Below are 13,412 nucleotides of genomic sequence, written 5' to 3'. Positions count from 1 at the left end.
AATGACCGGGGGCGCCTCTCGAGGCGTGGGCACGAGAGGCACCATGGAGCTCAGCGATTACATCCGCGTTCTGCGGAAGAACTGGCTAGTCATCGTCGTGCTCACGCTCATCGGGCTCGGCGCCGCAGCTGGCTACTCCCTCACGCGCACGCCGATCTACGAGTCGTCAAGCACCGTGGCAGTCTCCACGCAGGCGGGCGGATCGACGGCCGAGGTCGCCCAGGGCGCAAACTTTGCGCAGACACGCATCAACACCTACGTCGGCCTCGTGTCGACCCCGATCGTCCTCAACCCCGTGATCGCGGAACTCGATCTCGGGATCACCTCGTCGCAGCTTCGGTCAAAGGTGTCCGCCTCATCGGCGCTCAATACGACGCTCATAACGATCAGCGTGTCTGATCCCGACCCAGTCGCGGCTGCGGAACTCGCGAATGCGATCGGCGCCAGTCTGTCGACAGTGGTTCCACAGATCGAACCAGAGATCGGGGAAGGCGGCAGTCCAATCCGCCTCACCCGCGTCAGCGACGCGCAGCCCGCACTCGAGCCCGCCAGCCCCAACGTGCCGCTCAACCTCGCGCTCGGCGCGCTCGTGGGGCTCGCGCTCGGCGTCGGCCTAGCGGTGCTCCGCACCGTCCTGGACAACCGCGTCCGCACGCCACGCGACGCCGAGCAGATCACCGAGGCTCCCTCCCTCGGTGCGATTGCCTTCGACGCGAAGGCGAAAGAGCGTCCGCTCATCGTGCACGCCGACCCGCTCAGCCCGCGGGCCGAGTCATTCCGCGCACTGCGCACCAACCTTCAGTTCCTCGACATGGGCGGGCGCGCCAGCTTCGTCGTCACCAGCTCCATCCCCAGCGAGGGCAAGTCGACCACCACGATCAACCTCGCCATCGCCCTCGCCGATGCCGGCAAGAAGGTCGCCCTCCTGGATGCCGACCTCCGTCAGCCGAAGGTCGCCGAATACCTCGGCATCGAAGGCGGCGTCGGCCTCACCGACGTGCTCATCGGCCGCGTCCGCGTCGGCGACGTCATGCTCCCCTGGGGCGGCCGCAGCCTCTTCGTTCTGCCCGCCGGCAAGATCCCGCCGAACCCGAGCGAGCTGCTCGGGTCCAAGCAGATGGCCACCCTCCTCGACGTGCTCGAGCGCGACTTCGACGTCGTTCTCTGCGACGCTCCCCCACTCCTCCCGGTGACCGACGCCGCCATCCTCGCCCGAGGCACCAGCGGCGCGATCCTCGTGGCATCCGCCGGCAAGGTCACCCGCCACCAGCTCGAAGGCGCCAAGAACGCCCTCGAGACGGTCGGAGCCAAGGTCGCCGGGTTCGTCATGTCGATGGTGCCCACCCGCGGTCCCGACTCCTACTACAACGCCTACGGCTACGGTTATGGCGGCTACGGCTATGTGCAGGAGCAGCCCAAGGCGGCCCGCGGCCGCAAGCGCAAGGCTCCCATCGGCGTGGTCCCCGTCGAAACCGGCGGCATCGCCGACCTCGGCTTCGACTCCCGCCGTGAGGCGCGAGGCACCACCGACGCGAGCTGACCCGTGGCACGCCGATCAGCGGTGCGTCGCGGTCTGCCGGCCGCCGTCGTCGCGGTGCTCGTCATCGGGCTTGCTGCGGCCGTCATCGCCCTCGCTGCGCTCGCAATCGAACGCGGGCGTGGCGTCGAGCCGACCGGAGGAGCCCGACCGGCACCGTCATTCTCGTTTGGCGCAGACGCCTCCCCCTCGCCGACCGAGACGGTTGAGATCGAGCTCGCCGCGCCCGGTGCCGCCGAGCGCTTCTTCGCGGTCGGTGACGGCGTGCTGTGGCGGGCAACCGCCGGTGCGTGCGGAGACGACGCTCCGGTCGTCGAGCGATCGGACGACGACGGCGAATCATGGAACGACGTCACGCCGACCTACCGCGACATCCGCCAGGTGCGCGACCTGATCGGCTTCGCCGAGACCGAAGCCGACCTCGTCGCCGATGTCGGGGACGACTGCGAGACGCAGGCCCTCCGCACCTTCACGCAGGGCACGTTCTGGTCGCCCTACGACGAGCTCCTCCCCCGGTCGACCTACCTCGACGGTGCGACCGTCGCCGAAGACGGCGAAAGCTACGAGGCGCCCTGCGACCAGCCGTGGAGCCTGCGCACCGTGGCATCCCTCACCGCCGTCATCTGTGCCGGCACCGCCAGCGTGCGGCAGGACGGCGAGTGGTTCGAGGTCGGCACCGACGTCGTCGCGCTCGACGTGCTCGACGGCGAGGTCGTCGGAGCAGTCGTCGACGCCGACTGCGACGGACTGCAGGTCACGACGCTCGGCGATGAAGACGAACCGATCGGCTGCGCCGACGTCGCAGACCCCACGGCACCCGCCGCGCTGGCGCTCACCGCCACCGGGGTGCGCGTGTGGAGCGGCGACGACCTGGTCGCTCTCGAGCGCTGACGCGCCCGATCAGCCGGCGTCGAGCAGCGTCGCGACGCGGGCGCGGAGCTCGCGCGGCGTGAACGGCTTCACGAAGTAATCGTCGGCGCCGGCGGCCTTCGCCCGGGAGATGTCCTGCGGCGACGAACGCGCGGTGATCATCATGATGCGGGTACCGGCGAACTCCGGATCGGCCCGCAGCGTCGAGCACACCTCGATGCCCGTCTTCACCGGCATCATCCAGTCGAGGATCACCATGTCAGGGTGGCGGGCGTACGCCGCGGCGAGTCCTGCGCCACCGTCATGCGCCACGTCGACCTCGTGACCGACGGACGACAACACGAGGTGCAGCAAAGAGGCGACGTCGGTGTCGTCTTCCACCACGAGAACGTGTGCCACGTACTCCACCTGCTCTGTCTCACACCGACACGGCGGCGCTGCTCTCACGATACACTCGCGCTTCGCGCGTGAGGGTACGGTGTACCCGTGACCACGCGCGCCGCGACCGACTCCGGACACCCGCGCGCCCTCCGCCTCCTCCCCTGGGTCTTCTGGACCGGCAGCTCCCTCGCGATCCTCCTGCTCGGCATCTTCGCCGTCTCGCTGCGCGCCACCGGCCTTCCCATCGCGGTGTGGTGGCCTGCCGTCGGCGTCTCGCTCTGGTTCGTGCTGCGCGCACGGCCCGAGCGCCGAGCCCTCGCCTTCACCGTGGTCTTCGTGGTGACCTCGCTGTCAAGCATCGTGGTCGGGCGCCCCCTTGCGCTCGCCGTCATTCTCGGAGCGATCAACACCGCCGAGGTGGCACTCGCAGTCACCCTGATCGGCGCCTGGCGCCAACCCGTCGTGATCGACTCCTTCGCCCGAGCGTCGCGTTTCGTCTTGGCGGTGCTCGCCTCTGCCGTCGTCGCCGGCATCGCAATCGGCTTCGCCAGCTTCCTGTTCTCGCAGACCTCGGTCACCGGCACAGCGCTCGTCGCCTTCGCTTCGCACAGCTCCGCCATGATGCTGCTGGCGCCGTTCGCCCTGCTGCCCCCCACCATCCCCGAACGCGTCAGTGCCCTCGAACTCACGATCTACTCCGTGTGCGCGGCGGTCGCGATTCTCGTCGCGTTCGGGCCGGTATCCAACGCCCCACTTGCCTTCCTCGTCTTCGCGATCCTCACGTGGGGCACCCTGCGCTTTCCGATGGCGGTCGCGCTCGCCCAGTCGGTCATCATCGCGGTCGCCGTCCTGGCCGTCGTCCTCACCAACACCGGGTCGTTCACTGGCGCCGTCCTCGGCGAGATCGACGCGGCGATCACGCTCGTGACCTTCATGAGCGCGGTCGGCATCTTCACAGTGCTTATCGTCGCCTCGCGCTACGAGGGCAAAGTCAGCCAAGCACTCGCCCTCGGAGCGGCCCATGATGTCGCCGAGGCAGAACGTGAACGCGCTGCTGCCCTCGGGATGCAGCTCGATCTCGAGCGCCAGCGCGAAGATTTCGTGACCGCGACCAGCCACGAGCTGCGCACCCCCGCGACCAACATTCTCGGCTACAGCGAATTGCTCGTCGGCGCCGAGCTGCCCACTGAGCAGGCCGAGTGGTCACAGGCCGTGCATCGCAGCGCCACACGTTTGAAGTCGCTGCTCGACGACCTGCACCACTCCGCCGGAATGGCCGGAGCAACGATCGAACCGATCTCGGTCGACGCGCTCGTCGACGACGTGCGTGCCGCCCACCTGCCCGACGCCGAGACGCGCGGCAGCACGATCGACCCGATCGCCCCTACTGGGCTCGTTGCGGCGGCGAGCGCGATCGACGCACGCCGGGCGCTGTGGAGCCTCGTCTCCAATGCCGTGAAGTTCGGGTCGAACTGCAGCGTGAAGATGTCGGCCCACCGCGACGGCGACCACATCGTCATCGTCGTCGCCGACGACGGACCGGGTATGGCGGCAGACACGCTGTCCAACGCGTTCGAGCGGTTCTACCGCGGGGCCGAAGCCGAGGGGGTCTCGGCCGCCGGCCTCGGGCTCGGATTGGCCAACGCGCGCGAGCTGGCCCGTCGCAATGACGGCGACGTGCGACTCGACTCGACCCCCGGACACGGCACCCGCGCCTCACTGATCCTGCCCGCCTCCGACTGAGGCTCTGCGCCATGTCCGGGTCGAGTCAGCGCGAGACGTTGTCGACACCCGAGCGTCACACGGTCCTGCTAGCGTGCACGGTGGGGAAATCGTCGGGGGGAAGGGCGAACGGGTGGCGATCGATGTGTCACACGCGCACATGAGCGAAGACACTGGCTCACAGAAGGTGGTGGCACCGCCGGATCTTTGGCGACGCCGCTATTCGCAGCGCCTGTGGGTGAGCGACCTGCTCGTGCTCATCTGGGTCGTCTTCGGCACCCAGATCGCATGGTTCGGTATGGGACAGGCAGACCTCGCGATCGCCGGCGGGTTCGTCGACGACGACATCTCCTACTGGGCCTTCTCGGCAGCCCTGATCGCCGTCTGGATGCTGGCGCTCACCCTCGCCGACACCCGCGATCACCGCGTCATCGGTGCGGGCAGCGCCGAGTACGCACGAATCGCACGCTCGAGCATCACCCTCTTCGGCGTCATCGCGATCATCGCGTTCCTCACTCGAATCGAAGTCGCCCGCGGCTTCCTGCTCCTGAGCCTCCCGCTCGGCATCCTCGTCCTGCTGTTCGAGCGCTGGCTCTGGCGGCAGTGGCTGATCGCACAGCGCAAGGCGGGGGCCTACTCCGCCCGCGTGCTCTTGGTCGGCTCGCGCCGATCCGTCGTCGAGATCGCCAACGAGCTGCTGCGCAACCCCTCGGCGGGCTACCACGTCGTCGGCGCGTGCGTCCCCACCGGCGCCGTCGCCGACACCATCGAAGGCACCACGATCCCGATCATGGGATCGATCTCAGCCGTCTCCCGCGCGATGCGGGTCGCGGGCGCCGACACCGTCGTCGTCACGAGCACCGACGAACTCCCCGCCGACAAGGTCAAAGAGATCTCGTGGGGCCTCGAGGCCGGCCGCCAGCACCTCGTGCTCGCTCCCGGTATCGCCGACGTCGCCGGCCCACGCATCAACTCACGGCCCGTTGCGGGCCTTCCCCTCCTGCACGTGGAGACGCCGCGCTTCAGCGGCGGCCAGCGCGTCGCGAAACGCATCATGGACGTCACCGCGGCCACGCTCGGCGTCATCGTCATCAGCCCGCTCCTCGCCTTCCTCGCCGTCTCCATCCGCCTCTCCAGCGAAGGGCCCATCCTCTTCCGGCAGACCCGCATCGGGCACGGCGGCCGCGAGTTCACGATGCTCAAGTTCCGCTCGATGGTCACCAACGCCGAAGACCTCCTCGCCGATCTCGCCGCCCTCGAGCGCGACGCCGGCAATCAGGTGCTCTTCAAGATGAGGAACGACCCCCGGGTCACCCCCATCGGCCGCATCATGCGCCGCCTCAGCCTCGACGAACTGCCGCAACTGTTCAACGTCATCGGCGGATCGATGTCGCTCGTCGGCCCCCGTCCGCCGCTGCCCGCCGAGGTCGAACAGTACGCCGACCACGTGCACCGGCGATTCCTCGTGAAGCCGGGCATCACCGGCCTCTGGCAGGTGAGCGGACGCTCCAGCCTCACCTGGGATGAATCGGTGCGCCTCGACCTGTCCTACGTCGAGAACTGGAGCCTCGTCGGCGACTTCGTCATCCTCGTGAAGACCGGACGAGCCGCCCTCGCCCCCGGCGACACCGCCTTCTGAGCCCCGACCGATGCACGTGGCTAAGCTGGCCACGGAGCGTGGCATGCAGACTTTCGTGAGCAGATGGGCAGACAGCCAGCTCATCGGCACGCGCACGCGCTCCGTCTGGCAGTGGCAGCTGATCTTCACCTTCAGCACCGTCGCCATCGCCGTCGTCATCGCGATCCTCGACGAACTGCTCCTCACCCACGGCGCCTTCCTCGCGGGCATCATCCTCATCGTCGCGGCATCCACCGCCTCGCTCGTCACCCCGTGGGCGCGATACCCCAAATGGGCAGCCCTCGTGTTGCCGCTGCTCGACATCATCGGCGTCGGCCTGCTCGCCATCGCCGAATCGAACCTCGGCTACCTCTGGGTCTTCCCCATCGCCTGGATCGCGACCTACTACGGCACCCGCGAACTGATCATCGGCCTCGTCATCACCGGCGTGATGAACCTCATCGACTCGTGGCCTCGCGGCTACTCGTCAGCGGTTGTGCTCGAGCTGCTCATCGTCGTGCTGGCCCTCGCCTTCCTCGGCATCACGATCATCGTCGGGGCTCGCCGGACGCGCGCCTTTCGGCACCTCACCCGCCGGCAGGCCGACCGCCTCGACCGCACCCTCCACCGGGTGCAAGCCGCTGAGCAGCGCGTCAACGCGGTCTTCGACTCCATCTCGGTCGCCCTCGCCCGCATCAGCTCCGCCGGTGAGATCGTCGCCGCCAACACCGCCTACCGCGCGCTGTACTCCCTCGACCCGCGCGACCTGCGCTTCTCCACCGGCGGTGCCGTCGAATACACCGACCACCGCGGCACCGCCCTGCCGGCGGCACAGACCTCCGTGGCTCGCGCGGGTCGCGGCGAGACCGTCGAACGCGAACGCCTATGGCTCTTCGACCGTGCGGGTACCTGGCGCGCCATGGGTCTCTCGATTCGCACCGCCGAGGCGAACTCGCTCAGCGAACCGACGTACCTGATCGAACTCGAAGACCTCACCGCCGTCTCCGAAGCCCAGCGCGAGCAGCCCAACGTCAGTCGCGTCGTCTCGCACGAGCTTCGCAATCCCCTTACGGCGATCCTCGGCCACGCCGACCTGCTCCTCGAAAGCGGCGGGCTCACCGACACGCAACGTGAGCACCTCGAAGTCATCGAGTCGGCGAGTGAGCGCATGCTCACCCTCATCCAAGGAATCCTCACCCAGACCCCCGAGGCCGACCACTCGCGTGCCGACTTCGACCTCGCGCATCTCGTCGCGGCATCCGTCGAAGCCTTCACCCCCGCCGCGACCGCCGCCGAGATCGCCCTGGAATGCACCGTTGACGGACCGCTCACGCTCGTTGGCGACGAGTTCCGGCTGCGACAGGTCATCGACAACGTGCTCAGCAACGCCATCAAGTACACCGACCGTGGCGCCGTACGCGTCACGGCCCGCCGCGTCGGCGACCGCATCGAACTCGCGATCGCCGACGACGGCATCGGCATGACACCCGAAGACGTCGAGCGCATCTTCACGCCCTACTTCCGCGCACAGAGCGTGCAAGACGACGGCATCACCGGCACGGGCCTCGGCATGGGGATCACGAAAGACATCGTCGAGAGCCATGGCGGTAGCATCGCGGTCGAGAGCACGCTCGGCCGCGGCACGACCGTGTCGATCACCCTTCCCGCCGAACCCACCACCGAAGGAGGTGACTCGTGACGACCGTCGATGTCACCACGGTGCTCGTCGCCATCGCGACCACCTGCACGATCGTCATGATCGGGCTCGGCTTCTTGCCCTTCCCTTCACGCCACGCGTCGATCTGGTCAGGCGCGTTCGCCACGGCGATGGTCGCGAGCTACCTGCTCGTCACGGCCGACACGATCGACTCGACCACCCTGCGCGCGGCGGCGAACGGCCCCATCCTGTGCGCCACCGGTCTGCTCTGGGTGGGCCTGCGCGCCCGCCGCGGCCGCGAGCCGATCATGCTCTTCCCGGTGATCATCGGTTTCAGCCTGTTCACGATCGCGCTCGGCTTCGCGGCTACCACGGAGTGGTACGGCCTCGTCTTCCGCATCGCGTTCGCCGCGGCCGGTGTGTGCTCGGCGCTCGCAGCGTATGAACTCAGCCGGGTCGAGAAGCGTCTGCGCGACCTCTCCCTTCCGCTCATCGTCGCGAACCTCGCCTTCGCGACGCTCACTGTGCTGCTGCTCGTCGACGGTCTCGTGCACGTCCTCGAAGGGGGCGCCGGCCAGACCGAACTCGACATCATCGGCCTCCGCTCGATGAACGAACTCGTCGCCGGCGTCTACCTCATCTGCGCGATCATCACGCTGCTCTCCATCTCGCGCGGCGGTGACGCGCAGAACAAGACGCGTGAGATCTCCGACTTCCGACTCCTCGCCCAAGATCGCCTCGACCGCGCCAAGGTGATCGGCGACAAGTGGTGGTCGGTCGTCGACGTGCGCCTCGACGATCCCGGCGAGCTCCTCGAGGCCTCCAGCGGCCGCGCATTCGATCGCGTGACGAGTCGATTCGCCGACGACATCCGCTCGGTCATGCCACCCGAAGCCGACATCCACGCCCTCTCGCCGACGCAGTACGTCGTGCTGCTCCCCCGCCCCGACACCGCCGTGCGCGCGATCCTGTCGAGGCTGCTCGAGCGCATCGCCACCGTCACCGACCAGCAGGCGATCCCGGTGCGGCTCTCCGCCAGCATCGGTGTCGCCACGGCCACCCTCGCCGACTACGACCTCGTCCGCCTCTGCGCCTCGGCCGCCGACGCCGCCGAGCACGCGCAGATCTCCGGCGGTGACCGCTGGGAGCGCGCGGTCTTCGCGAGCTGACGAGCCCGTCCCCGTAGGATCGACCCGATGCCCGAGCCGTTCCTGCCCTCCCCCGCGCGCACCGCCGGTCGCGTGATCGTCTGGGCGCTCCTCGCCGCCGTCGTGCTCGCCGTGATCGCGACCGTCTGGATCGGCGTGCGCGGCGCAATGGCCTACGACCACCTCCGCACGGCGCAGCAGTCGGCCGGCGAGATCGCCGGGCAGCTCGACGACATCGGTGCAGCCGCGGGCGCGATCGACGACCTCGGCGCGCACACCTCCGCCGCCCGGGATCTCACCTCCGACCCGATCTGGGCCGGCGCCGAAGCGCTCCCCTGGATCGGTCCGCAGCTCGCCGCCGTCGCCGACGTCGCCGACGCCATCGACCGCGTCGTCACCGACGCCGCCGCACCGATCGCCGCCGTCGCGGGCGATTTCGGCACCGACGCCTTCCGCCCTGTCGATGGCCGTATCGACACCACCGTGTTCGCCGAGCTGGAGGCTCCGTCCTGGCGTGCCGCCGACGTCGCGGCATCCGCCCGCGACGACATCGCCGCGGTCGACCGCCGACCTCTGCTGCCGATCGTCGAAGACGCGGTCGACGAGGTCGACGGCCTTCTCCAGCAGGCAACCACCGCCACCGACGCGCTCGCCCGCGCGAGCAGCCTCCTCCCGTCGATGCTCGGCGCCGACGGCCCCCGCGACCACCTGCTCGTGACGCAGAACAACGCAGAATGGCGCACCCTCGGCGGCATCGTCGGCGCGGCATCCGTCATCCGCACGAACGAGGGGCGCATCGCCCTCACCGGCCAGCTTTCCTCCAGCGACATCGCGAGCTACGACCGGCCGGTGCTCGACCTCGGCGAGTACGAGACGATCTACCAGCTCAAGCCCGGGCGCTACCTGCAGAACGTGACGCAGGTGCCCGACTTCTCGCTCACCGGCCGGCTCGCCCAGGAGTTCGCCGCCCGCGAGGGGCAGTCTGTCGGCAGCGTCATCTCGCTCGACCCGGTCGCGCTCTCGTACCTGCTCGAGGCGACCGGCCCCGTGCAGCTCCCCACCGGCGATGAGCTCACGAGCGACAACGCGGTGCAGCTGCTGCTCAACGACGTCTACCTGCGCTACGAAGACCCTCGGATGCAGGACGCGTTCTTCGCCTCCGCCGCGGCGGCCGTGTTCCAGGCGCTCACCGACGGGAACGTCGACCCGGCGAAGCTCGTCACCGCCCTCGGCCGCTCCGGCACCGAGCACCGCCTGCTCCTCTGGAGCGCCGACGACGCCGAGCAGAAGCTTCTCGCCCAGACCACCCTCTCGGGGCCGGTTCCGGCGACAGACGACGACACCGCCCGGCTCGGGGTGTACATGAACGACGGCACCGGGTCGAAGATGGACTACTACGTCACCCCCGACGTGACGCTCACCTGGGACGGCTGCGGCCCCGGCACCACCCCGCGCACCCTCACCCTCGACGTCTCGCTGACCAACAGCGCCCCCACGGATGCCGCCACCTCCCTCCCCCGCTACATCACCGGCGGTGGCGCGTTCGGGGTGCCCGCCGGCACCGCCCGCACGGTCGGCGAGGTCTACCTGCCCGCCGGGTTCGACGTCGTCACCTCGGTCAACGGAAACGGCACCGGCTTCGGCGGCGGCATGGTCGGCGACCGACAGGTGCTGAGCTACACGATGGACCTCGAGCCCGGCGAGACGAAGACCATCACGATCGCGGTGCGCGCCGACACCGCCATCACCGATGCCGAAGCGTGGATGACCCCCACCGCCGACGCCGACCTCTCCCCCGTGCTGCAGAGCTCCTGCGGCGGCGAGTAACCGGGGTACACTTCTCCCGAGACCACCCTCGGCGCGAGCCCCACGGCGAGCGCAGCCCTCGCGAAAGCAGCTCCCCAATGCCTCGCACGCCCCGCCTGCTCGTCCCCGCCCTTCTCGGCGCGGCGATGCTCGTCGCCGTGCCCGCCGCGGCATCCGCGTCGACGATCTACCCGCCGGTCGACGCCTGCTCTGCCGACGGCAGCGTGAGCCCCGGCGGCGTCATCGTGTTCGCGTGCGACGACCGCACCTTCGGTGCCGAAGAGCGTGTGACCATCACCGTCACCGGCGAGAACGGTGCGAACGCGAGCTTCGGCATGGTCCGCACCGAGATCTCCACCGCGAGCACCGTGCGCGAGTCCGACCGCGACGGCGCACTGGCCCCCGTCGAGATCACGCTGCCCTCCGACGCCCGGGGCGTCTACAACATCGCCGCCGTCTCGCCGACCTCGGCGGGCGGCACCGCCAGCGCCGTGATCGACGCCTCCGGCGAAGGCGGCGCACTCCCCATCAGCGGCTTCGACAGCAACCAGCTGCTCGGCCTCTGGGTCGGCGGCGGCGCACTGCTGCTCGCCGGCGTGGTCATCGTCGGCGCCGCGGCGCTCCGCCGCCACCGCGCGAACACCGACGACTGACGCCCCGCGTTACGCGGCCGACGGCTTCTTGCGCGTGATCGGCGTCGCCGTCACGAGGATCGGCAGGTGGTCGCTCGCCCCCTGCGGCAGCGTCGTCACCTGCTCGATCTCGAATCCCGTCGACGTCGCGAAGTCGTAGTGACCGCGGAAGAACTTGTAGCGCGTGTACGTGCGCGCATCGCTCAGGCTCAGCTCGTAGCCGCTCTCGCGCACCACCTGTCCGAGGTTCTCCTTGAACACCGGGTAGTTGAAGTCGCCGACCATCAGGATCGGGTCGCCTTTGCCGAGCGTCGACAGTTCCTTCAACGCCGCGCGGATCTGATGCCGGCGCAGCGAGTTCAGCGCCGTCAGCGGCGCCGCGTGGAACGACGCCACGATGAAGTCGGTGCCGTTGTCGATATCGCGCAGGTGCAGGCCGAGCATGCGCTCGTCGGCCGGCTTGAGCACGATGTCGTGCAGCGACTTCTTCAGCGAGAACGTGCGGCTCGGGCCGGCGCGGAAGCCGTTCTCGCGGTAGTAGATCGCGAGTCCCAGACGGTTCTGCCGCGTGGCATCCGCCAGCTTCAGTCCGCCGATGCGCTCGGGCATGTCAGTTGTGTCGACCTCTTGCAGGCACAACACGTCCACGTCGTGCTGGGTCACCAGCTCGACCAGCTCGCCGGCAGCGGCGTGCTTGCGCAGGTTGTACGAGACGACAGTGATCATCGAGCATCAAGCCTATGACTAGAGTTCAAGAGTGGCTCCCAGGAAGAAGCTGCGGATGCCCCCGGCCCGCGTACTCGTCCCCGTCGCCATCGTCGCCGTCCTCGTCCTGGTCATCGTCATCATCGGGACGGTGGGCAACCTCGTGACCCGCGGGTTCTACGCCCTCACGGCCCAGTCCCCCGGCGTCGGGACGACGGTCGTCGCCCCCTCGCAGTCGAAGGCGAAGGCGGCGCTCGACGACCTGAACGGCGATGAGAAGGATGCCGCCACCTGGCTGTCCGAGCAGCCCACCGCCTACTGGCTCACTCCCGAGCAAGACCCCATCGGCGAGGCGGGCGACACCGTCATCAGCCTCATCTCGCAGGCACGCGACCAGGGCCGCACCCTCGCCGTCGTCGTCTACGGCCTGCCCGGCCGCGACTGCGGCAACTACTCCTCCGGCGGACTGTCCGAAGAGGACTACCCGCGCTGGCTCGACGAGATCGGCCGCGCCCTCGACACCGCGCCCGACCTGCAGAAGATCGTCGTGCTCGAGCCCGACAGCATCGCCCTCGCCCCCGACTGCGGCAACATCGCCGACCGCGCCCGGCAGCTGAGCGCCGCGGTCGACGAGCTGAGCGCGCCGAACACCTGGATCTACGTCGACGGCGGCCACAGCAACTGGCTCGGCGCCGACCAGATGGCCGACCTCATCCGCCAGACCGGCGTCGTCGGGAAGGTGCGAGGGTTCGCGACGAACGTGTCGAACTATCAGTCGAGCAGCGACGAGTTCGCCTATGCCGCGGAGCTCTCCGCCAAGCTCGACGGCGCGCACGCCCTCGTCGACACGTCGCGCAACGGCGCCGCGTCGTCGGGCGGCGAATGGTGCAACCCGCCGTGGCAGAAGGTCGGCGAGCCCGGCGGCACCCTCGGCGACGACATCGTCGACACCAACCTGTGGATCAAGCCGCCTGGCGAGAGCGACGGCGAATGCAACGGCGGCCCCAAGGCCGGCGTCTTCTGGCCCCGCGCCGCCGTCGAGCTCACCCGCGACGCGCGCTGACCTGCGGGGCGCTCGCACTTGCGACGCGCGCCGACCCGCGGCATCCGTGATTCGCCGTCCAGGTGGCACAACACGCCGCAACCCCACCCCGAAACCGACAACACCTGCCACCTGAACCAGCGGCGCGGCATCCGGACCCCGGCACCCACCCCTCAGGTGGCCCAACACGCCGCAACCCCACCCGCGAAGCGACCACTCCTGCCACCTGAACCAGCGGCGCGGCACCCGGGCCCCGCACCCACCCCTCAGGTGGCACAACACGCCGCAACCCCA

General features: G+C 69.4%; 11 protein-coding genes. 9 read left to right on the top strand and 2 right to left on the bottom strand.

Annotation, left to right across the window (positions count from 1 at the left end):
- The first annotated feature begins 43 nt into the window (after positions 1 to 43).
- Positions 44 to 1,540, top strand: coding sequence for a tyrosine-protein kinase domain-containing protein (locus BKA24_RS04105; protein WP_184215440.1), 1,497 nt, complete (start codon positions 44 to 46; stop codon positions 1,538 to 1,540).
- A 3-nt stretch (positions 1,541 to 1,543) separates the two neighbouring features.
- On the top strand, positions 1,544 to 2,428 hold the full coding sequence (locus BKA24_RS04100; RefSeq protein ID WP_184215438.1) for a hypothetical protein: 885 nt from the start codon (positions 1,544 to 1,546) through the stop codon (positions 2,426 to 2,428).
- Positions 2,429 to 2,437: 9 nt separating this feature from the next.
- On the opposite strand, the gene BKA24_RS04095 is transcribed toward BKA24_RS04100, so the two are convergent.
- On the bottom strand, positions 2,438 to 2,806 hold the full coding sequence (locus BKA24_RS04095) for a response regulator transcription factor (RefSeq protein WP_343065916.1): 369 nt from the start codon (positions 2,804 to 2,806) through the stop codon (positions 2,438 to 2,440).
- Between the two features lie 87 nt (positions 2,807 to 2,893).
- Between BKA24_RS04095 and BKA24_RS15885 the strand changes: the two genes are divergently transcribed.
- From BKA24_RS15885 to BKA24_RS04065, 6 genes are all read left to right on the top strand, one after another.
- Positions 2,894 to 4,531: an ATP-binding protein gene (locus tag BKA24_RS15885; RefSeq protein WP_184215436.1), complete on the top strand. Its 1,638-nt coding sequence runs from the start codon at positions 2,894 to 2,896 to the stop codon at positions 4,529 to 4,531.
- 139 nt (positions 4,532 to 4,670) lie between these two features.
- Entirely contained in the window at positions 4,671 to 6,149 is a 1,479-nt protein-coding gene (locus BKA24_RS04085) for a sugar transferase (protein WP_184215434.1), read from the top strand.
- 43 nt (positions 6,150 to 6,192) lie between these two features.
- A complete protein-coding gene (locus BKA24_RS04080) occupies positions 6,193 to 7,827 on the top strand; it encodes a sensor histidine kinase (RefSeq protein ID WP_184215432.1) in 1,635 nt (544 codons plus the stop codon).
- On the top strand, positions 7,824 to 8,954 hold the full coding sequence (locus tag BKA24_RS04075; protein WP_184215430.1) for a nucleotidyl cyclase domain-containing protein: 1,131 nt from the start codon (positions 7,824 to 7,826) through the stop codon (positions 8,952 to 8,954). The genes BKA24_RS04080 and BKA24_RS04075 overlap by 4 nt, the downstream gene beginning before the upstream one ends.
- A 27-nt stretch (positions 8,955 to 8,981) precedes the next feature.
- Positions 8,982 to 10,760 (top strand): DUF4012 domain-containing protein, encoded by a 1,779-nt coding sequence (locus BKA24_RS04070; protein WP_184215428.1) that lies wholly within the window; start codon positions 8,982 to 8,984, stop codon positions 10,758 to 10,760.
- A 77-nt stretch (positions 10,761 to 10,837) separates the two neighbouring features.
- Positions 10,838 to 11,392 (top strand): cell wall protein, encoded by a 555-nt coding sequence (locus BKA24_RS04065; RefSeq protein ID WP_184215426.1) that lies wholly within the window; start codon positions 10,838 to 10,840, stop codon positions 11,390 to 11,392.
- A 9-nt stretch (positions 11,393 to 11,401) separates the two neighbouring features.
- Here BKA24_RS04065 and BKA24_RS04060 read toward each other — a convergent pair whose 3' ends face one another.
- The gene (locus BKA24_RS04060; protein ID WP_184215423.1) at positions 11,402 to 12,097 is read right to left on the bottom strand and encodes an endonuclease/exonuclease/phosphatase family protein; all 696 of its coding nucleotides are present in this window, start codon (positions 12,095 to 12,097) and stop codon (positions 11,402 to 11,404) included.
- A gap of 31 nt (positions 12,098 to 12,128) precedes the next feature.
- Here BKA24_RS04060 and BKA24_RS04055 point away from each other — a divergent pair, with 31 nt between their 5' ends.
- Positions 12,129 to 13,139, top strand: a complete 1,011-nt coding sequence (locus tag BKA24_RS04055; protein ID WP_343065914.1) for a glycoside hydrolase family 6 protein — start codon at positions 12,129 to 12,131, stop codon at positions 13,137 to 13,139.
- The last annotated feature ends 273 nt before the right edge of the window (positions 13,140 to 13,412 follow it).

The organism is Microbacterium marinum (assembly GCF_014204835.1).
In the GTDB taxonomy this organism is placed as follows: domain Bacteria; phylum Actinomycetota; class Actinomycetes; order Actinomycetales; family Microbacteriaceae; genus Microbacterium; species Microbacterium marinum.
The sequence above is the reverse complement of the archived record's forward strand: the minus strand, read 5'-3'. Positions and strand labels throughout refer to the sequence as shown.